General features: G+C 27.0%; 20 protein-coding genes. 7 read left to right on the forward strand and 13 right to left on the reverse strand.

Annotation, left to right across the window (positions count from 1 at the left end):
• Positions 1–15: 15 nt before the first annotated feature.
• From JW646_RS18945 to JW646_RS18965, 5 genes are all read right to left on the reverse strand, one after another.
• The gene (locus JW646_RS18945) at positions 16–225 is read right to left on the reverse strand and encodes a zinc ribbon domain-containing protein (RefSeq protein ID WP_018590861.1); all 210 of its coding nucleotides are present in this window, start codon (positions 223–225) and stop codon (positions 16–18) included.
• 46 nt (positions 226–271) lie between these two features.
• Positions 272–1,627 carry an MATE family efflux transporter gene (locus JW646_RS18950; protein WP_074916742.1) on the reverse strand — a complete coding sequence of 452 codons (1,356 nt, stop codon included), beginning with the start codon at positions 1,625–1,627 and terminating at the stop codon, positions 272–274.
• A 191-nt stretch (positions 1,628–1,818) separates the two neighbouring features.
• Positions 1,819–2,121 (reverse strand): hypothetical protein, encoded by a 303-nt coding sequence (locus tag JW646_RS18955; protein WP_074916744.1) that lies wholly within the window; start codon positions 2,119–2,121, stop codon positions 1,819–1,821.
• 51 nt (positions 2,122–2,172) lie between these two features.
• Positions 2,173–4,569: a sensor histidine kinase gene (locus JW646_RS18960; RefSeq protein WP_228416014.1), complete on the reverse strand. Its 2,397-nt coding sequence runs from the start codon at positions 4,567–4,569 to the stop codon at positions 2,173–2,175.
• A 305-nt stretch (positions 4,570–4,874) separates the two neighbouring features.
• Positions 4,875–5,888 carry a GH25 family lysozyme gene (locus JW646_RS18965; protein ID WP_074916748.1) on the reverse strand — a complete coding sequence of 338 codons (1,014 nt, stop codon included), beginning with the start codon at positions 5,886–5,888 and terminating at the stop codon, positions 4,875–4,877.
• 578 nt (positions 5,889–6,466) lie between these two features.
• Between JW646_RS18965 and JW646_RS18970 the strand changes: the two genes are divergently transcribed.
• The 3 genes from JW646_RS18970 to JW646_RS18980 all read left to right on the forward strand — a co-directional run bounded on the left by JW646_RS18970 (position 6,467) and on the right by JW646_RS18980 (position 8,725).
• A complete protein-coding gene (locus tag JW646_RS18970; RefSeq protein ID WP_074916750.1) occupies positions 6,467–6,964 on the forward strand; it encodes a spore coat protein in 498 nt (165 codons plus the stop codon).
• A gap of 130 nt (positions 6,965–7,094) precedes the next feature.
• Positions 7,095–7,697 (forward strand): GNAT family N-acetyltransferase, encoded by a 603-nt coding sequence (locus tag JW646_RS18975; protein ID WP_228416015.1) that lies wholly within the window; start codon positions 7,095–7,097, stop codon positions 7,695–7,697.
• 68 nt (positions 7,698–7,765) lie between these two features.
• Positions 7,766–8,725 carry a DNA-processing protein DprA gene (locus JW646_RS18980; RefSeq protein WP_228416016.1) on the forward strand — a complete coding sequence of 320 codons (960 nt, stop codon included), beginning with the start codon at positions 7,766–7,768 and terminating at the stop codon, positions 8,723–8,725.
• Positions 8,726–8,863: 138 nt separating this feature from the next.
• On the opposite strand, the gene JW646_RS18985 is transcribed toward JW646_RS18980, so the two are convergent.
• Positions 8,864–9,037, reverse strand: coding sequence for a hypothetical protein (locus tag JW646_RS18985; RefSeq protein ID WP_228107690.1), 174 nt, complete (start codon positions 9,035–9,037; stop codon positions 8,864–8,866).
• Between the two features lie 561 nt (positions 9,038–9,598).
• Between JW646_RS18985 and JW646_RS18990 the strand changes: the two genes are divergently transcribed.
• From JW646_RS18990 to JW646_RS19000, 3 genes are all read left to right on the forward strand, one after another.
• The gene (locus tag JW646_RS18990) at positions 9,599–10,513 is read left to right on the forward strand and encodes a patatin-like phospholipase family protein (RefSeq protein ID WP_228416017.1); all 915 of its coding nucleotides are present in this window, start codon (positions 9,599–9,601) and stop codon (positions 10,511–10,513) included.
• Positions 10,514–10,574: 61 nt separating this feature from the next.
• A complete protein-coding gene (locus JW646_RS18995) occupies positions 10,575–11,096 on the forward strand; it encodes a hypothetical protein (protein ID WP_228416018.1) in 522 nt (173 codons plus the stop codon).
• Positions 11,097–11,241: 145 nt separating this feature from the next.
• The gene (locus JW646_RS19000; protein WP_228416019.1) at positions 11,242–12,336 is read left to right on the forward strand and encodes an acyltransferase family protein; all 1,095 of its coding nucleotides are present in this window, start codon (positions 11,242–11,244) and stop codon (positions 12,334–12,336) included.
• A 31-nt stretch (positions 12,337–12,367) separates the two neighbouring features.
• On the opposite strand, the gene JW646_RS19005 is transcribed toward JW646_RS19000, so the two are convergent.
• Positions 12,368–12,907, reverse strand: coding sequence for a hypothetical protein (locus JW646_RS19005; RefSeq protein ID WP_074916762.1), 540 nt, complete (start codon positions 12,905–12,907; stop codon positions 12,368–12,370).
• Positions 12,908–13,167: 260 nt separating this feature from the next.
• Here JW646_RS19005 and JW646_RS19010 point away from each other — a divergent pair, with 260 nt between their 5' ends.
• Positions 13,168–14,049, forward strand: a complete 882-nt coding sequence (locus JW646_RS19010; RefSeq protein WP_148556802.1) for a CPBP family intramembrane glutamic endopeptidase — start codon at positions 13,168–13,170, stop codon at positions 14,047–14,049.
• 70 nt (positions 14,050–14,119) lie between these two features.
• On the opposite strand, the gene ilvA is transcribed toward JW646_RS19010, so the two are convergent.
• The 6 genes from ilvA to nrdE all read right to left on the reverse strand — a co-directional run bounded on the left by ilvA (position 14,120) and on the right by nrdE (position 21,558).
• On the reverse strand, positions 14,120–15,322 hold the full coding sequence (gene ilvA / locus JW646_RS19015) for a threonine ammonia-lyase (protein WP_074916767.1): 1,203 nt from the start codon (positions 15,320–15,322) through the stop codon (positions 14,120–14,122).
• 111 nt (positions 15,323–15,433) lie between these two features.
• Positions 15,434–16,180 (reverse strand): TIGR03915 family putative DNA repair protein, encoded by a 747-nt coding sequence (locus JW646_RS19020; RefSeq protein ID WP_074916769.1) that lies wholly within the window; start codon positions 16,178–16,180, stop codon positions 15,434–15,436.
• A gap of 9 nt (positions 16,181–16,189) precedes the next feature.
• The gene (locus tag JW646_RS19025) at positions 16,190–17,512 is read right to left on the reverse strand and encodes a putative DNA modification/repair radical SAM protein (RefSeq protein ID WP_148556803.1); all 1,323 of its coding nucleotides are present in this window, start codon (positions 17,510–17,512) and stop codon (positions 16,190–16,192) included.
• A 262-nt stretch (positions 17,513–17,774) separates the two neighbouring features.
• Entirely contained in the window at positions 17,775–18,149 is a 375-nt protein-coding gene (locus JW646_RS19030; RefSeq protein ID WP_148556804.1) for a hypothetical protein, read from the reverse strand.
• 325 nt (positions 18,150–18,474) lie between these two features.
• Complete coding sequence (gene nrdF, locus JW646_RS19035; protein WP_228416020.1) at positions 18,475–19,446, reverse strand: class 1b ribonucleoside-diphosphate reductase subunit beta; 972 nt, start codon at positions 19,444–19,446, stop codon at positions 18,475–18,477.
• Positions 19,447–19,458: 12 nt separating this feature from the next.
• Entirely contained in the window at positions 19,459–21,558 is a 2,100-nt protein-coding gene (gene nrdE, locus JW646_RS19040) for a class 1b ribonucleoside-diphosphate reductase subunit alpha (RefSeq protein WP_228416021.1), read from the reverse strand.
• Positions 21,559–21,664: the final 106 nt, after the last annotated feature.

The following is a 21,664-nucleotide window of genomic DNA, read 5'->3' on the forward strand; positions in this document are numbered from 1 at the left end:
AGAGTTTTTATTATATTATCCCATTAAAAAGTCTAATATATTCCAACCATCAGAAGATGTTCCTTTGTAAAGTTCTGTAAATCCACACTTTTTACAACTTATAGTTACAAACTTTTTGTTTTGTACATCAAATATTTTTGCAAAATTTCCTCCTGTAGCCTGAAACTGATCAGATTCAAAAGTTTGATTTCCACATTTTGGGCACACATATTGTTTTTTGTCCATAATTTACCTCCAATATTATACATATAAGTAAAAATATTATACCATATTATTGTACATCAGTATTTATATTTAAGTTTTTAAAAAATTTATATATAAAAGGAATACTTATAATAAAAGTAAGTATATCTGAAATTGGTTGAGTAATTTCTACTCCTTTTAAATAGAATATTTTAGGTAAAATTATAATCAGTGGAAGAAAGAATATTCCTTGACGACAAGAGGTTAAAAAAGTAGCATGTAAAGATTTACCCACTGCTTGAAATGTCATATTTGAAATAACTCCTAAGGTCATAAGAGGCATTACTAAGCATTGATATCTTAAAGCTCTTGTTCCTATTTCAATAACAGACGAATCTGAAATAAACCATGACATTATTTGTGGAGATAATATATATCCAATAAAAGCTAATACTGTCATTATTGTTGTTCCTATCTTTAAAGTAAATAAAAAAGATTCTTTAACTCTAGTAAAATTTTTAGAACCATAATTATATCCCACCACAGGTTGGTAACCTTGACCATAACCTACTACAACACAAAATATTAGCATAAATACTCTTCCAACAATTGACATGGCAGCAACAGCTGAATCACCATAATTAGCTGCATTAAAATTTAGAGCAACAGTGGCAATACTTGCTAAGCCTTGCCTAAAAAAACTAGGCATTCCATTTTTAAATATAACTAAGTATGTATTTATTTCTTTTGATACTTTCTTTATGGAAAACTTAACTATTGTTTTTCCTTTTAAGTAATATGAAAATAATATAATAAAACCTAGAAATTGACTTGTTGCTGTAGCTATGGCAGCACCACTAATACCCAAATTAAAGTAAAATATAAATATTGGATCTAAAACTATATTTATAATACCTCCAATTCCTATACCTACCATTGCAAAATTAGCTTTTCCTTCAGCTCTTAACATATTGTTCAAAGCAAAAGAGGCTGTCATAAAAGGAGCTGCAAATAGTATGTATTTTGCATAACTTACAGCATATGGAAGAATTGTTTCTGTTGACCCTAATAAAATCATCAGTGGTTCTATAAATATATTCCCAAATATTAATAAAGCAAATCCAAATATTAAGGAAGTAATAAAACCAGAAGAACCTAAAACATCAGCATATTCATTGTTTTGTTGACCAAGTTTTCTAGAAATTGTACTTCCAGAGCCTATGCCTATGGCAAAAGCAACCGCTTGTATAATTGCCATTAAAGAAAATACAATACCTGTAGCTGCCGAAGCACTTGTTCCCAGCTGAGAAACAAAATATGTATCCGCCATATTATAGAGGGATGTTATTAGCATACTAATAATAGTAGGTACTGCTAAAGAAGAAACTAATTTTGGTATGGGTGTTTTAGTCATTTTTTCAAATTGTATATCTTTGGAATCCATAAACACTCTCCTGTTAGTAATTTGTTTTTAATTTTGTCTTATTTAAAACTATATTAATATTATAGCTTACTAAGTAAAGACTTTGTGAATTTATAATCTGAAGACATTATTAATTAGATAGGATTAAAATTTTGTAAATAAAAAAGTATAAAAATCTAAGATGTTAACCTTAAACTTTTATACTTTTCAAATTAATAATAAAAATTGAAATCTGCATCAACACAGAAACGTCCACGACTTAAAAGACCACCAAATGAAATTGTAATATAATTCATTTGGGAATCAAGTACTTTATTTATAATTATTTTATATCCATCCACTTCATATAAGTTATCATCATCACTTGGGTTATCAAGTTCTAAATCAACTTTTGCATCACTTGTCATTGTTATACATTTAGTAAGAATTCTTATGCAAGTTTTATTACTATTAGCTAAAAGTTTATCCAGTTCTCTTTTTGCTTCATTTGTTATAAGTATATTCATTTCTTCCATGTTGTCTCTCCTTAAAAGCATTTTCTTTATTTTAACATATAATTATAATTATCAGCAATTATACTCATAAATATCTGAAAATTCCATAGCACACTTTTCAATTTTATTTTTGCAATCGGATATTTTTCTCACGTTTATACTTTCTTCAGTGACTAAACTAATTGGCAACGTAATTATAAAATTAGATCCTTTTCCTAGCTCACTTTCAACTTCTATCTCTCCCTCATGTAAATTGACTAAGGATTTAACTATGGCAAGGCCTATTCCACTTCCTTCATTATGTCTTGTCAAATTATTGTCTACTCTAGTTAGCTTATCAAAGACTCTGTCTAAATAATCTTTTGGAATGCCAATACCATGATCCTTTACAGATATTTTAACATTACTCATATTTGACTTTATACTAACTATAATTGGATCATTAGTAAAACTATATTTTATTGCATTAGATAAAAGGTTTAAAAGAATTCTTTCAATTTCATCTGCATCACAGGCCATATTTATTTCTTCACAGTCTGTATCAAAAATAATATTGATATCATCATTTTCTTCATTTGCAACCACTGCATTACAAACATTTTCCACTAATTCAACTATATTGTAGTTTTGTAGATTTAATTCGTGATACCCATTTTTTATATATGTAATATCTATTAAATTATTAACTAATCTAAGTAGCCTATTTGAATTTCTTTTTAGGTATTTTATATGTTCATGCAAATTACCTAGTTTATAAGTGTTATTTTCTAAGCTTGTACTAATTAGTTGAATAGTTGACATAATAATATTTATTGGTGTTCTAAACTCGTGAGTTATATTTGATAAAAATTCATCCTTTATCTCCTCTATACACTTAGCCTTTTGAAGTAATAACTTTCTTTTTTCGTTGGCGATTCTTTCACTCACATCTCTACCTGTTGAAAAAAACATATTTTCTTCTTTTAAAATTTTAAAACTCCAATCAATCCATTTATATGTATTGTTGCCACATCTAAATCTACTTGTTACAGAACCAAAGTCATGATCTTCATTAAACATTAAATTATATACTTGTTCTCTATCATCAGGATGCAATAAGTCAAAAAAATCCATATTTTTTATAGTATCGTAGCCTAAAATATTGAGAATTTGATAATTGTTATAAATAGGACTACCATCTAAATTCCATGTTGCAATCATATCTTCTGATACGTCTATAAATTGCATTAAAGAATTATTTATTTTTTCAACTTTTGATCTCTCATCCTTAATATCTTTGCATTTTTTCCAGTTATTTATGTTTGTTGAGATATAGGAGCATATGGTTTTAAAATAATTTATGGGAATACATCTATCTTCATGTCCCTTTTTGTATGTTAACATAATGAAACCAGAATAATCTTTATCAAGAGTCATATTATAAATACCTATTGCTGAGAATTTACCTGGTATATAATTTTCATTTATCAAGTCTAAATCATTATTATCTCTTAGTTTATCTAAGTGTATCATTCCTTCACCATATTTATATATAAGCTCATATAACTCTCTTCCACAATCTTCGTCTTTAAATGATTCAATTACTTCTCCGCTTTGAGCTATTACTTTTAACTTAGAAGTTTTTTTATCAAAATATATTACTGAAATACCATCAGATTTTGAGAAATTCATTAATTTTTCTATAGTATATTGAATTAATGACCTATATTCTTTATCCATATCAAATATACTTATGTCACTACTAATTTGAGTTATTTGATTAAGAGCAATTTGTAGTGTATCATTTAGAAATTTTGTAAGAGTTATATCTAGTTTGCAACTTGCAATATATTTTACATTATTATCTTCATCAAATATAGGGCCTAAGGTATTGCTATACCATTTTTTTTCATTTGTATTAAGATATACATTTTCATTATTAATTACTTTTTTCTTATCTATTACCATTTTTTCTTTTTTTTCCATATAAGCCCAATCTTCTTTGCAGAAAAAATCTCGATTTGTTTTTCCTATAACTTCACTTTTTTTACAACCTAAATTATTAGCAAATTGTTGATTCACATATATATACTCTCCTTTGATGTTTTTAATACAACATTCTGTTTGTATAACATCTAATAAGTCTTCTAGATCTTTTTTATTATATTGTTTTTCAGATTGATTTTTACCTATTATAAAATAAGCATTTTCTCCATTAAAATCATCTTCAACAATTTTACCCCACAATGATTGAAGATGATTCTTTCTTGTTTTTACGCAAAAATGAAACCTATTATTTTGTGAAACAGTATCAATAAGATCATCAATAGGTTGACTGCTAATAGAAATTATTTCAAAAACATTTTTACCAATTACATCCCCTTCATTAACACCGAGTAAGTCTAAAAGAAACTTATTTACAAATAGAATCTGCTTGTCTTCGTTCATTGCTATAATTGCATAACATAAAGAATTTAAAATTTTAATCATATCTTTCCCCTTTTCTTCACCCATAAAAAGAACAATTTTTTTCTTTTTTCATTTGTATATAAATATTTTATAACAGAATCTGTTTGAATTCAAAGTATTTTGTAAGTTAAATAATACTATTTTTAGATATATAATACCATTTTATATTTTATTGTTATAAAATGTAAAATGACATTATAATGTGTATTATCACGAATTTTATAAAAATGAACTAGTTATAATCAAACACTTTTATATTAAGGTGTAGGAACTTTATTTTTTAAAATAGCACGTTAAAAAAGTACCAGACACCCTGGTACTTTAAACTAAATGTAGGATATTATAGATTCATGTGTTTTAATTCCTGCTATTCCATCAACAGTAAGATTTTTCTTTTTTTGATATTTTTCTACGGCTTTCTGTGTGTCCTTTCCAAAGTATCCATCTATTGCAATATCATAACCGAATTCTTTTAATGCTTTTTGTAACCATTTTGTATGTTCTAATTTTTTGCTTTTATTTTTTATGCTTAATGGATGTTTTTCTACAGCTGCTTTTGTCTTAGGCCCAAATATTCCATCTTCAGCTAAATTACAATTATAGGATTCATTTAAAGCATTTTGTAATGACTTAATTAAAATTTTAGATATACTATCCTCTTTATCCTTATCTTTATTTATGTTTATATGGTTGTTTTTATCTTTGTTTGAATTATTATTTTTATCACTTTTGCTTGAATATTTTTTATAGCAATAGTCTAGATCCACATCTCCATCGATTCCAGATACTCTTCCACTTTCACTATATTGCCACATTACATGGGGCTCACTATAGGAACATCTTGAAGCATATTGAGCTATCCATAAATCATAATCTCTTTGTAGGCTTTTAAAGAAATAATTGTTGGAAAAATCTATGTTTGTATAAAGGCCAGGAATGTATCCTCCTTTTTCAATTTCCTTCAAAAAGGCATAAGCGAATTCTGTAGCCTTAGTTTTATTTATTTTTACTCCTTGTTTTTTTGCATAATTTACACTATCATACTCAAAATCATAAAAAACAGGGTAAGTTATTTTATCCTTATAAGGGTTAATTACTTCCATACACTTAACAGCCTCAAGTTTAGCTTTCTCCTCACTTATGGCGTAGCTAAACCAATATATTCCTACATCAATATTTTCTTTAATAGCGCCTTTAATATATTCTTCAAATTTTTCGTCTACAGTAGATGATCCATATCCTGCTCTAATAATAACAAATTTTATACCATCGTCTTTTACTTTCTTCCAATTAATATTTCCATTATGTTTTGATACATCAATACCTTTAATAGTTGCCATTTAATCACTTCCTTATTATATATATGGAAAAGAATCTACTTTTTAGTAGATTCTTTTCTTGTTTAATGGCCTGTTTATTATATGAATTATTATCTTAGGTTGTATAGAATTGTAATTTTGAAAGTACTAGCTTTAATAAGTGATTATCTTATTATCCAATTAATTATATTTTGTACTCTTATTATTTTATAGAATAAGAAGAGTTTTATAATTTAGTTTTGATTTTTGTAATCACTTATAGTCTATATTATTAAGAATAATAAGTTTTTGTTACTATAAACGACATATTTTTTATATTATTTTAGATAGATATTATTACTACAAGAATATTTAGCATTTGCTACAACGAAAAAAGACTAAGTAATATTATTACTTAGTCTTTTTATGCAATATCTTAATTAGAAACCGAGAATATAAATAAAATCAAGAATAAAAAATAAAGGTTTTACATCTTTAATTATATCCTTATGTAATTATTTTATACTATAAAATAATAAATTTTATTATGAAAGTAATTATTATGATATAAGTAGAATAAATTTTTCTTAATTATACAAACTAAAAGTGGAGGTGGTATTATGGTAAATTTAACTACAAAAGAAAGACTTTTACTAGAAGATGAGAAAAGTCATGAAACTTTATGTGTTTCAAAGTATAATGATTATTCAAACAGAGCTAAGTGCCAAGAACTAAAACAATTATTTTCTTCTTTGGCTAAAAAAGAGCAACAACACTTAGATTCTATTAATCAAATATTAAGTGGTACAGTACCAAATGTTAATTCTGGTGGTCAAAGCAATCAAAATCAACAAAATCAACAAATGCAGCAAAATAGTACACTTTCAATGCCTAATATAGGAAATAATGTATCTAGCAGTTCATATGATGAAAATGACAAAATGTTATGTCAAGACACTTTGTCTACTGAAAAATATGTTTCTGCTACATATAATACTGCTATCTTTGAATTTAAAGATAAAAATATTAGACAAGTTTTAAATCATATTCAAAAAGAAGAACAAGAACACGGAGAACAAATTTATAATTATATGAATCAACATAATATGTATAATTAGACAAATATCTATAAAATCTCGTAATAAAACTATTTTTATTACGAGATTTTTTTATTTTCTTCTATTCTTATTGCTTATTCTATTATAATTCACTACACTTTTATTAAATAATATATAAGAAGGTGTATATATGAATGAATTTGTTATAAGATTTGCCGAGAAAAATGATGCAAAAGCAATTTTAAAAATTTACGCACCTTATGTAATTAGCACATCAATAACATTTGAGTATGCAGTACCTACCATTGATGAAATCCGCAGTAGAATTGAAAAAACGAGACAAAACTATCCTTATATAGTTTGTGAAATAAATAATCAAGTTATAGGGTATGCTTATGCTCATAGAGATACAGTGGAAGATGCTTATGATTGGAATGTGAATATTTCTATTTATGTTGACAAGAGATATACTCATATAGGTGTTGGGAGAGGATTATATACTTGTATTTTGCAAATTTTAGCTCACCAAAATATAAAAAATGTTTATTGTATAATAACTAGTCCAAATGATAGTAGTATTAAATTTCATGAATTCTTTGGTTTTAAAAAACTAGGATTATATCCAAATTGTGGTTACAAACTTGGTAAATGGCATGATATTATAATTATGGGAAAAAGTTTAGGTAGACATAAAGAACCTCCTAAACCATTTATAAAGATAAATGATGTATCTAATGATATTTTAGCAGGGATATTAAGTGCAATATCAACAATAGTTAATAATAGAACTTAATATAAATGAAATTATTTCCTATTAAAAATTATGTTAATTTGAAAAACTAATTTAATAGGAGTGTTATTATGTCAAAAACAGAATTAATTTTAACTTTACTTAATATAAATAAAATTGGTAAAAAGACAATTAATAAATTAATACTTAACCCTTTGCCATCATCTGTTGATTCTTTTGAAATTTTCAATTTTATTGTTGAAAACCTTCCAAATTATAAATTAAATTTAAACATACAAGATGTAATATGGGCAAAAAATAAAAGTTTAAATATTATTAATTATTGTGAAAAAAATAATATAAAAATAATGACCATTTTGGACAAAGATTTTCCTATAAAACTTAAAGTTATCGAAAATAATCCTGTAATTATATTTTATAAAGGAAATAAGTCTTGTATTATTGAAAATAAATCTGTAGCAATAATAGGAACTCGACGTCCCACATTAGAAAGCGAAAAAATCACTAGAGATATTGCTAAAGTATTTTCAAATAAAAATTATATAATTGTCAGTGGTTTGGCTCATGGCATAGACTATAATGCACATATTTCTACGGTAAAAAACAACAATAAAACAATAGCAGTTCTACCTAGTGGAATATCAAATATTTATCCATCTGATCATAAGCGTTTATGTGAAGAGATACTTGATAATGATGGGTGTATTATGAGTGAGTATTTTCCTCTGGAAAAACCTTACAAAAACTATTTTGTGGAAAGAGATCGTTTACAAAGTGCTCTCTCTTTAGGTGTAATAGTTGTAGAATGTGACACCAATAGTGGAACTATGCATACTGTAAATTTTGCAAAAAATCAAAGTAAAATAATTTGTTGCTATAAGCATAATAGTATGAATTGTAGATGTAGAAGTGGGAATATGAAATTGCTAGAAGATAAAAATACAATAATAATTGATAATAGTTATAATATAAACAAAATAGAAAATATATTTATATATGAACTAAATCAGTTAGATACTAGGATTCAGGGTACTAAAACATTAAAAGAACAGATTTTTTTAAATTTTTAACAATTAATCTTATTGTGAATTGTTAAAAATTAGACTACAATTACTAGTAAGTAATTTATTAATGGTACTTCATACAATATTTACTATTTTTAAATTATTTCTCCTTGTATTATTATATTTCTAAAACAGGCTCATAAATTATGAGCCTGTTTTTGTTTTTCTTATTTCCATATCCCTTTCTATTAGATTTTTCACATAGGAGCTTATTCCATATTGATTCTTTATATCTTCCAAAAGATAATTGTATAAAGTTAAATCTCTATAATTTTCTTTAAAACTTATTGTTACTTTTATGCTTTGATTTTTGCTCAAATTTTCACCTTCTTTTCTAAAGTTTATATAATAACAAGGAAAAATAATTATATATTACTATTTATTCAAATTTTCATAAAAAATAACTTAAAAAACACCTATACATGTCCTTTTTTAATAAATTTCCTTGTTAAAAAAATATAGAAAAAAGCACCAAATGCATAGGTGCATAAGGTGCTAAATGATTATAATTGTATTAGAATGTGGGGGATTTCACACATTTTAATATCTGTTCAATAGTTAAAATAACTAGGTTTATATATAATATTCTGTTTCTGATAAATAATTCCTTTTTTATTTTGTTAACCAATTAACTAAAGTATACAGAAAGTTGTTAAATTTAACAGTAATAAATATGTATTACAGATTATTTTATTTTAAATGTAAGTAATACTATATCCTACTAGGAATTATTATATACTATTCATAAAAATTAATACAAAGCTTCTCCAAGAATTTTTAATACTTTCATTATAATATTTATCATCTTTATACTAATCTACATATTATGTATTGTACCAAATTCTATAGGTACTAATTTAATATTGGTGGTGAATAAAAATGTATGCAGATTTAGTGTGTAAAGGTGGAGGTGTTAAAGGAATAGCCCTTGTGGGTGCTCTTTGTTTTTTTGAAGAAGAAGGTTATGTATGGAAAAGAACTGCTGGTACATCTGTTGGAGCAATTGTTGCTTCCTTGGTAGCTGTTGGTTATAGTGCCAGTGAAATAAGAACTATTATGTTTTACTTAGATTATAATAAGTTTGCAGATAAAAATAATTTACAATCTATTCCCTTATTTGGACCTATCGCTTCTCTATTTGTTTCCAAGGGCCTACATGCAGGAAATTATGTAGAAAATTTTTTAACAGAAAAATTCGAAAAGAAAGGTAAAAAATATTTTAGAGATATTTATGTAAATGGTGAAAGCAAATTAAAAGTTATTGCAACAGATGTTACACGCCATAAATTAATTACCTTGCCTGATGACTTAGTTGAATACAATATAAATCCACTTGATTTTGAAATAGCAAAAGCTGTTAGAATGAGCCTTAGTATACCATTTTTCTTTGAGCCAGTAATTTTATATAGTGGAAAAACTCCTTGTTATATTGTTGATGGCGGACTTTTGAGTAACTTCCCTATTTGGATTTTCGATGTAAAACGCAAGCCAAGATGGCCTACATTTGGTTTGAATTTGTATAATGATGTTGAAAAACCTAGTAATAATCAAAATGGATTTATTCCCTATTCAATAGATGTAATAGAAACAAGTCTTGCAACAAGTGAGGAAATATATTTTAAAGATTGTGATGCAATTAGAATTGTGAATATTCCAACATTAGGTATTGATACTACAAATTTTGATATATCTAATGAACAAATCAAAGCTTTATATAAATCTGGATACTCTTCAGCTAAATCCTTCTTGAAAAATTGGGATTTTAATACTTATCTTAAATATTATCGTTTATAAATCTTATTTTGTAACTCTTTTTGAAAGCTCATCATAAAATATACGAGGGGGTGTAACGTCAATGAAAGAAGAATTTAATGACTATAATAAAAACTATAATCACTTATTAAAAAACCTCTGCAATATATTAAAAGAGCGTAGTAATAAGGAAAGCTCTTATGCTACTTTTCTACAAACAGAATTAGTAAATGTAGGTGTAGATGAGTATTTTCCATTTAATATGACTGAAATATTCAATGAAGATATTCTTCTTGTTAGTCCTACAACTATAAAAGTTAATAAATCTGGTGTATATCATATAATATATAAGATTCCAGTTAATATAGAAGGTAAGAGAGATCCTATTGAACAAAGTATAAGTCTATATGTAAATAATATTTTACAAAAGAACATCCAAAGAATCTTTGGGGTTGTAGATCCTAATAATAAAAATTGTATGTTTATTATTGGTGATGATATAGTTTATATTTGTGAAAATACTATTCTTCAATTAAAAAATAATAGCTTTTCTAATAGCAAAACTATTGCTAGTTTTTCCAATGAAGAATGCCCTGCAAGTTTAAATATTGTTAAAATTGGATAAATAAAATGGCTGGAAGAATTATCTTTCAGCTTTAATATTTTCTAATTTATTTTTATTAATTTATAAATACATGTGACTAAATTTATGGTAAAGTAAAATAAATATGAAGAATGTATTGTAACTTATTATAAATTTGGAGGACTGGATGAGAAGATATGAAATAGACTGGATTAGAAACATAAGCATACTAATGCTTTTTGTTTATCATACTTGCGTTATATTTTGTAAATTTGGGGATTTTTATATTATTTCGCAAGAAAAAAACTTTTTTGCAAACATAATAATTTTATTACTATTTACATGGTATATGCCTATGCTATTTTTCCTTGCAGGAGCTTCCACATATTTTTCCTTTGAACGTAGAAGTATGAAGGAATATATAGTAGAAAGAATTAAAAAGCTTCTTGTACCACTTATATTTGGGCTTATATTTTTAGTACCTCCACAAACTTATTTGGCAAGAATTTGGCGTGGTGAAGTAAACTTGAATTATTTTGGTCACTTAGGTTTCTTTTTTTCACACGTAACTGATTTTACAGGCTATGATGGAGGTTTTACCCCTGCTCACTTATGGTTTATACTATATTTATTTGTTGTTTCCATATTGGGTGGAATTATTTTATCATTAGTTTTTAAAAAGGAAAAAGGAATAAAGATAGTTCATTTCTTAAAAAAGGCTTTTGTAAATAAATTTAGTTTTCTATTTTTATTGATCCTTGGAATGTGTAGCGACTTGTTTCCAAGTATAATGGGAAAAAGCATAGTAGGATATTTATTAGTTTTCTTGCTAGGCTATATTGTTTATGAAGATGATACAATTTTGGAAAAATTAATAAGTCATCGCTTTCAGTATTTAACTGCTCTTGCTTTTTTTGGAATTTGTGGTGTAGCTTATACATTATTTCTTAGACCAGAAGATAGTAATATAACAGTGTGGATTATTGATAGTATTTTAAAAAACGCTGTTTTAATATCTGCAATTTGTACAGTTACAGGTTTTAGTAGTGTTCATTTAAATAAAAATAATAAACTTTTAAGGTTTTTGAATAAGCGTACTTTTCCAATTTATATTATTCATCAACCTATTTTATTAGTTCTTGCAATTTTAATTGTCCCTACAGTTAAATCAACTGCTTTATCCATAGGACTAATAATAATTCTTTCAGCAGTTTTAACATTTATTGTTTATGAAATTTTATACAGAGTTAAGATTTTTAACTTTGTTTTAGGCATGAAATAAACAAAGGACAGCTATATAGCTGTCCTTTAAATTATTGGTTTAAGAATTCATCTAAAATTTTTACTAATTTTTCTTCCAAGTCTCCACAATAATCAACGTTTCTTATTCTAGGTTGAGAAATTTCTCCTCCATGTTCAAAATCTACTGGATGAACCACTACTTCTTTTTCCTCTAAATCAAATAATAACCCAACTAAATTATCCACATTCAAACTTAAATCGCCTATATCCTTTACAGTGTTCTCATCTTCATAAATATCATCCATATAGTGATTTAATACGTATTTTTCACCATTAATAAGTTCTATTTTTTCTGCTCCTTCATAAGTTTTTCCAACAACAAAATGAAGTGCATACTCTCCATTATATAATAACTCTTCATAATCTTTTTCCTCATTTATATTTTCGTAATCCTCATCAAATATAATTACGTCCATATAATCTCTATCTACTAAACAAACCCTTGATATATAATGAGGATAATTAAAAAGTAATTCCTCTATATTTTCATTATAGTAACGTATGAAATTTTTCATATTAAATTCGTCTTTTTTAAATCTAAGTATTTCCATGGTATTCCTTTCCTTAACAATTACATATATTTCAACTCAATTTAAACAACGAATTATAATATACCATAAACAACGGTATTTGACTATATATCATCTTATCTTTTTATAAAAGCTATAGGCACCTATTATAATATTTATTTTTTGTGAAAACTATTAAAATACATTATTAATATATTGTAAGATTTGATTATATTGTAATACTTAAATAACTACTCTATAATAAATCAGTAAATATAAATTTATTGAAAGGAAATTTTCTTATGAAAAAACTCAGTATTATAGAAGAAGCAACACAAGGAAAAAGATTACTAAATATTTTTATAGTTCTGGTTTTAGGCCTATTAATAATTTTTGTAGGCTCTGCTATTGGTTTTGTATTAATTTCTTTAATGCCCCCATCATTAACTAGTGACAGCTTTTGGAATATGATCTTTACACACACCCTTGGTTTTTTCCCTATTGCTATTTTAGTTTTTGGGGTAATTAAGGCAATTGAAGGAAGATCATTAACTAGTATTGGTTTTAGAAAAAACAAATTTTTTATTAAGTTTATTTTGGGTTTTTTACTTGGATTTTTATCATTTACAATTGTAACTGTCGTTCTTTTAGTTACAGGAAATATTGCTGAAAATCCTGATACATCTCTTTTGCGAGGTGTCCCAGCTATAGGACCAGTTATTCTTGTAATCTTTGCTTGGATTGTTCAAAGTGGAACTGAAGAAATATTTTCAAGAGGATGGATGCTAACTAGTATAGGCGCTAAGTATAACAAAGTTCTAGCAATTATTGTTACATCTTTGTTTTTTTCAGTACTACACTTCACTTCTGGAGAAGTTACAATAATTGCAGCTATAAATATTGCTTTAGCTGGTATATTACTAGCAATTTACGTAATAAAGTCAAACGATTTATGGGGAGCTATTGGTTGGCATAGTGCTTGGAACTGGGCTCAAGGAAGTATTTACGGTTTTCAAGTGAGTGGTAATGATTTGAAGCTACCTAGTATCTTCCAACTCCATTCTGTTGGGAATAAAACTATAACAGGTGGAAACTTTGGTCCTGAAGCAGGAATTGTAGCAACGTTTATCTTGGTTACAATAATTATTATACTACTTTCTCAGAAATCTTGGTTTGAAGATTAAATCTATAAAGCGACTAAATACTATTATTTAGTCGCTTTTAATTTCTTTATATTTTATTGTAATTTATTTATTATTTAATTTCAAAACCACCTTCACTTATGGCTTTTTTGATTTTTTCTATATGCTCATGGTCAAAAGTTTCTAAAATCATATGAGCATTTAACCTACCAATTTCATTTATTGAAGATAGATTTGCTGCTATAATGTTTGCATCTAATCCACTTAATATTCTAGTAAGCTCAGAAAGTCCTCCTGGTTTGTCTTGTATATCTGTGTTAAATGAAAAACGTCTACCACTTTTATTTAGACCTATTGCAATTATTCTATTTAAAGTATTAACGTCTATATTACCACCTGAAATTATACAAACAACATTCTCATCTGCTTTTGGTTTGTATTTTCCACTTAGTATTGCTGCTGTTGTAACTGCCCCTGATCCTTCTGCCACAACTTTTTGGTTTTCCATTAAGAATAAAAGGCCTTCTGCTATTTCCCCTTCATCCACAAGAACCACTTCATCTACTAATTCTTTTGCTATATCAAAGGTTTTATCTCCTACAGTCTTAACTGATATACCATCTGCCACAGAAGTTGCTTTAAATGCGGTTGTTACCTTACCTTCTTTTATTGATTCGTACATAGATGGAATATTTGCTGTTTGTACACCAATTATTTTAACATTAGGGTTTATGGCTTTTGCTGCCACTGCCACCCCAGAAATTATCCCTCCTCCGCCTACTGGGCAAAGTATAGTGTCCACTTTATTGTTCATTTGTTCAAAAATTTCTAAGGCTATTGTTCCTTGTCCTGCTATAACATATTCGTCATTAAATGGATGAAGGAATGTTGCACCACTTTCTTTTTGTAGTTCTACTGCTTTTGCATAGGCATCATCATAAACAATTCCTTCTAGTACCACATTTGCACCATAAGATTTTGTTGCTGTTACCTTAGCAAGGGGTGCTGTTGAAGGCATTACTATAGTTGCTTCTATGTCGTTCATTTTTGCACTTAGCGCAACACCTTGGGCATGATTTCCTGCACTTGATGCTATAACACCTTTAGATTTTTCCTCTTCTGTAAGATTTGCTATTTTATTAGAGGCTCCTCTCACTTTAAAAGAGCCCGTCTTTTGAAGATTTTCGCATTTGTAATAAACATTTGCTCCAGTCATTGTACTAAGCTTAGTACTTTCAAGTATATCTGTCTTTTTTACTATATCTTTTATTGTTTCTTGTGCTTTTTGTATATCTTGTAAGGTTACCTTTGTCATTATGATTCACTCCCAGCTGTATAAGTAATTAGTAAAATATGATAATTCTAATCATACATGTTTATTTTTGCACTATTTTTAATTTTATATACTTGTCAGAAAATCTATTAATTACTTATTATTAACTTCAACAATATTATTCCAATATCTAGTTGGCATCATTCTCTTTTGAAGTCTAGGATTTTTACGTTCTTCTATATTTACAGATTTAAAATATTGCTTCCACAAGTTTTCATACTCACCTTTATCATCACTATTTATTAAAATATTTTTTTGGTCTTTTGATAAATTAGTTAAGTAATAATCTTCTTTATCATAAATAAGAGCAGTATCTCTTTTTACGTCATGAATTATAAAATTTTCATTTGAAAGTCTTTTTTTAAAGTGATCCCCAAGTATGGGAAGTATGTTGTAGTCAGGGTTTATACAAGCATATAATATATTATTTATTTCTTTAAATCTAACAAAACCTGTCAGTCTGTGACGTTCATATGATACCTTATTACTTATTTTGTCCATATTTAAAACTATATCATTGTTTACATGTAATTCCACATCTTTTCCTAATTTAAATCCCATTTTCAAGTAATTATAAATCAAATTAGAACTTTCCTTTGTTTCAGATAAAAACACATAATATATTTTATTTAATGCATCTTTTGATATTTTATTTATTATAGCATTATAAACTTTTTCAAATTTAATAGAATCACTTTTTATTGTAATAACTTCGTCGATTAAATTTTCTTCATATATTATTTTACTGTAAATAGCCTCTGGCTTCATGCTTGAATAATAAGCATCATAAACGGCAGATAGCAAGCCTTCAAAAGTTGATTCATGTAAAAATACTCTCATAGATTCCTCCTATAATTCTCCTATTACCGAAGAAAAAATATCGTCTACTTTTAATATTGCCGGCGAATAAGAAAATCCAGGCATATTAAAGAAGTTTAGTTGTTCTCCTTTGCTTTCTAATATATTTAAGTCTTCTTTAGGAGCTAATTTATCTCTTATAAGTGGTTCATCAAAGGATACATCTCCATAATATTTTCCATTACAAGTTAAGAAATACTGTGCTCTTTTTAGAACTACACCTATTTTTTTTAAATCTTCAAAGGTAATATTTGAAACTTTGCGTATAGCTATTATTCTTTGAACAGATTTTTCACCTATACCTGGAATTCTAAGGAGCATTTCTCTAGGTGCTTTATTTATTTCTAGAGGAAATATATGAATATTTTTCAAAGCCCAATTAGTTTTAGGATCAAAGTTTATATCAAAATTTGGATTTTCTTCACTTAACAATTCCTTGGCGTTAAATCCATAAAATCTAAGAAGCCAGTCAGCTTGATAAAGTCTATGCTCTCTTAGTGTTGGTGGATTTTTAATTTCTGGTAATCTTTTGTCATTTGTTACTGGTACAAATGCGGAATAATAAACTCTTTTTAAGTTCATTTTTTCGTATAAACTTTCACTTAAAGTTAGTATTTTCAAATCACTTTCTGGTGATGCCCCCACTATTAGTTGTGTACTTTGACCTCCAGGCACAAAACTTGGGGCATTTTTAAATCTTTTTATTTCATTTTTATTTTGAATAATTTTATTGCTAATATTTTTCATTGGTAATAAGATTTTATTTTTATCTTTATCTGGTGCTAATATTTTTAGACTTTCTGATGATGGAAGTTCTATATTTACACTCATTCTATCAACTAGAAGTCCTGCTTTATCTATTAGATTTTGGTCTGCTCCAGGTATGGCCTTTAAGTGTATGTATCCATTGAAATTATGTTCATTTCTAAGTTTATAAACTGTTTCGTACAATTTCTCCATGGTGAAGTCGGCACTTTTTACTATGGCTGAGCTTAGAAATAAGCCTTCAATATAATTTCTTTTATAAAAATTTATAGTTATATCACATATTTCGTCTGGTGTAAATGTGGCTCTTGGAAAATCGTTGGAAGTTCTACTTATACAGTAACTGCAGTCGTAAATACACACATTGCTCATTAAAATTTTAAGTAGAGATACGCATCTTCCATCTGGTGTAAATGAATGACAAATACCACTTACAGAAGCATTTCCTATACCACCCTTTTTATTTTTTCTGTTACTCCCACTTGATGAACAAGACACATCGTATTTTGCTGCTGACGACAATATTTCAAGCTTTCTTTGTAAATCCAAAACCTCACCTCCTTAAAAATATAAACTCTAGATTAATAAATAACTTTTATCAAATATATATTCCACGCTCTAAGAACATACGTTCATTATCTATTATTATAGAATTCTTTTATTATTTTTTCAATAGTAATATGTGATAATTACATAAAAAAGCAATTACTTTAAATATAATTTTCTAAAGTAATTGCTTTTTTATTCTTAATATATGTAAATTATAAATCTTATTAATTTGTTTATTGAAATTGAAATAAATTAATAAGATTTACAACTCTGTAAAGCTTTCAATAGTTATATACATAAATCCTATTTTTTGGTAACGAATACATGTGGACTTATTAATTAACCACCCATTATAACCTTCTACCCCGTTACCTGCGTTCCACTCATTGTATACCAGTGCTTTGGGCTTAACATTATAACGTGTTTCTACAAAAGTTCCTTTGTTAGTATTAAATATTTTTGATGAATTTATCTGATAATCACTTAAGGAGCCTTGTTTTTCTAAATAATTACTACTTATTTTGTTTGAAATATTTTCGTCAGAAAAAATGAATGCTGGTTTGAATATTAAATACAAGTTAATAGTAATGAAAATTAATACTATTAACATGATTTTATATTTATTTTGCATCTTCATTCAAATATTACCCCCTTTAACTTCAATAAGTTCCCATTTTAGGTTAATAATCTGATTAATTTATTTTCAATAGAAAGATAAGTATATTTATTATCATTCTTTGGCCTGTTTTAATATTGTTTTATTTTATTTCATAGATAATTTTCCCCTTTATTCATATTTCTATTTTTATACATATAAATTCAATATTTATCAAGTTGTTACTATAGAATTATAACATAATTTACCATATATTTTTAATAAGAATTAAAAATATATAATTTTTAATTAATAGCTAATAAAAAGGTCCCTTGTAAAATAAATTCTATAAGGAACTTTTTTATTATTATATTATAAAATCTTCGTCTTTTAGTTCTTCGTATATGCCCTTTTGATATCCATTTCCTTTTGTAGAGAAGAAATCATGTGTTTTAGTTTCTGTACTAAGGCCATTTAAAACTATTGGATTTACAGGTTTTATTTGGTAGTAGTCTTCAAATCCTAAATTTTCAAGTGCTCTGTTCGCGTTATATTGTAAGAAGTTTATAACCTCTTCCTCCAAGTTACTGTCTTTGTAAATAAGCTTCGTATATTTTATTTCATTCTCCATAAGGCTGTTGAAAATTTCATACATTTTATTTTTTAATTCTATTTGTTCTTCTTCATTAAAGCTTTCAAATTTTTCTTTTGCAAGAAGTCCTATATATTTTCCATGTAGTGATTCATCCCTTAAAATAAGTGATATTATCTCTCCACTTGATACCATTTTTCCTTGTCCTGCTAAAAATAATGGATAGAAAAATCCTGAATAAAATAGAAAACTTTCTAAAAATACACTTGTTACCATGGATAAATATAAACTTTTTTCATCATTTGTATTTTCATATTGCTCTAAAATTAACTCTGCTTTTCTTTGTAGAGTTTTTTCTTCTTCTATCCACTCAAACAATTCATCTATTTCTCTATTTGATAGTAGTGTTGTAAATATTGATGAATAACTCTTTGCATGGATTTCTTCCATAGTTCCCATAAATGAAAGTACAGCCTTTCTTTGAAGATTATCTGTTAAACTCATCATGGAAGGTATTCCGTTGTTTCCCTGCTTTGTATCAAGTAGTGTTAAACCTGCTAAAACCTTTTTATATAAGTCTCTTTCTTCTTCACTTAGTTCATTCCAAACTTTTAAATCTTTTGATACAGAAATTTCTTCTGGAAGCCAAAACTGTTTTACGTTTTGTTCCCAAAAGGCTTGTGTAAAATTGTCATCTTCTTTGTTCCAGTTTACTGCTTTGTGTATTTTATTTAAAGTAAATGTCATAATTATCTCTCCCTATACAGAACACATTAGACATTCATTATCGTCTCTTGTCATTTTTGTTCTTGTGTAATATAAACTTTTTAAACCTTTTTTGTAAGCATAAATATAATACCTTGCTATATCTCTAGTTGTTTTATCATCTGTTACAAATAATGTGGTAGATATTCCTTGGTCCACATGACTTTGGGCTGCTGCTACTATGTCTATAACCTTCCTCATGTCCATTCTATAAGCTGATTGATAGTAAAGCATATTTTCATTAGTTAAAAATGGCATAGGATAAATTGTTGTTGAATCTCCATAAGTTCTAACTTCCACTGGATCTGTTATTGGCATTATACTGCTAGTGGCATTTTGAACGTAGCTAATGCTTTGTGTTGGTGCTATGGCTGTTAAATAAGCATTATATATACCATTTTCTTTTACTTCATCTAATAATTTTGACCAGTCTTTTCTAGTTGGAACATAAATACCTTCAAACAATTCTTTTATTTTATCAGTCTTTGGTAAATAACTTTCATTGTAGTATTTTGATAAAACTTCACTATCTTTACCCTTTGCATATTCTGATTTTTCAAATCCAACAAAAGTTTCTTTTCTTTTTATTGCTATATTCATAGATGCTTTTATGGCATAAAATCTTATCATGGCAAAAAATACATTACAAAAGTCCACAGCTTCTTTCGAGGTATAAAGTATATTTTCTCTAACCAAATATCCATGTAAGTTCATTGCTCCAAGACCTATGGAGTGTGACTTATCATTCCCATTTTTCACTGTTGGAACTTCTTTTATATTAGTTTTATCTGAAACAAAAGTTAGGACTTTTATGGCTGTTTCTACTGTTTTTTCTATCTCTTTATTGTCCATAACATTTGCTATATTTAATGAGCCTAAGTTACAACTTATATCTTGTCCCCATATATTATCTTCTGCATAACCTTTTATGTTTGACGGTGTTTGATATTGGAATATTTCACAACATAAGTTTGACATTTTTATAAGTCCTAAATCTTTTAGAGTATGTTCTTTATTTGCTGTGTCTATAAAAACAACATAAGGATATCCACTTTCTTGTTGCATCTGGGCTATTTTAGTAAGCATCTGTCTAGGATTAATTTCCTTTTTTCTTATATCCTTATCATTTGCTAGCTTGTCATACCATTCATCCATTTTCATCTCATCTAAGTGAATTTTATACTTTTTGTATACACTGTATGGATAAAAGGCGTAAGCTTTCTCATTTTTTTGTGCTAATTCCATAAATTTATTGTGAATTATGGCACCTAATGATAATGTTGTTAATCTTATTTTTTCGTCTGCATTTATTTTTTTCGTGTCCATTAATAATTCAAAGTCTGGATGGAATACACTTAAATAAACTGCTCCTGCTCCTTGTCTAGCTCCCATTTGATTAAAGTAACTAAATGATTGTTCAAGCATTTTTGCCACTCCCACAGGGCCTCCTGCTGCTCCCTCAATTCCTTTTATAGGATCTCCACTTGCTCTTAGTCTACTTAAATTTAGAGCTACTCCTCCACCTATTTTAGATAAATGGTTGGCAGAAGATATGGCATAAGAAATTCCCTCTGTGCTATCTTCCACTGAAAGTAAAAAACAAGATACCATCTCCCCTGCTCTTGCTCTTCCTGCATTTAAAAATGTTGGAGTAGCTGGTTGAAACTCTTGTTTTATTAATTTATCTGCTAAATTTAAAGTTAATTCTTCATCTCCATCACCTAGAGCTAGTGATACTATTAAAACCTTGTCATTGTATGTTTCTAATATTGTTTTGTTATCGTCACTTTTTAGAGCGTAGTTTTGATAAAATTTATTGGCACTCATATAAGATTGAAATTTGAAATCACTATTTTTTATATGAGTGTAAATTTTTTCTATAAAGTCCATACTGTACTTATTTATTACTTCTTTGCTGTAATAATCATTTTCTATTAAATAATTTAATCTTTCCTCTATGCTTTTGAATTTTTTTAATCTTTTATTTACATATTCATTTAAATAACTTTCTAAAGCTTCTTTGTCTTTGCCTAATTGGTATTTTCCTTCTTCGTCTTTTATTATGACTTGGTTATTAAGTTCTATCCAGTTCATCTCTACCTTCCTTTTATAAGCTTAATTATATGTATTTTTCTAGTAAAACACACTATATATAGTTATTAATATCATTTTCGATACCACATATAGTATATACACAATT

Source organism: Terrisporobacter hibernicus, assembly GCF_020809405.1.
Lineage (GTDB): Bacteria > Bacillota > Clostridia > Peptostreptococcales > Peptostreptococcaceae > Terrisporobacter > Terrisporobacter petrolearius.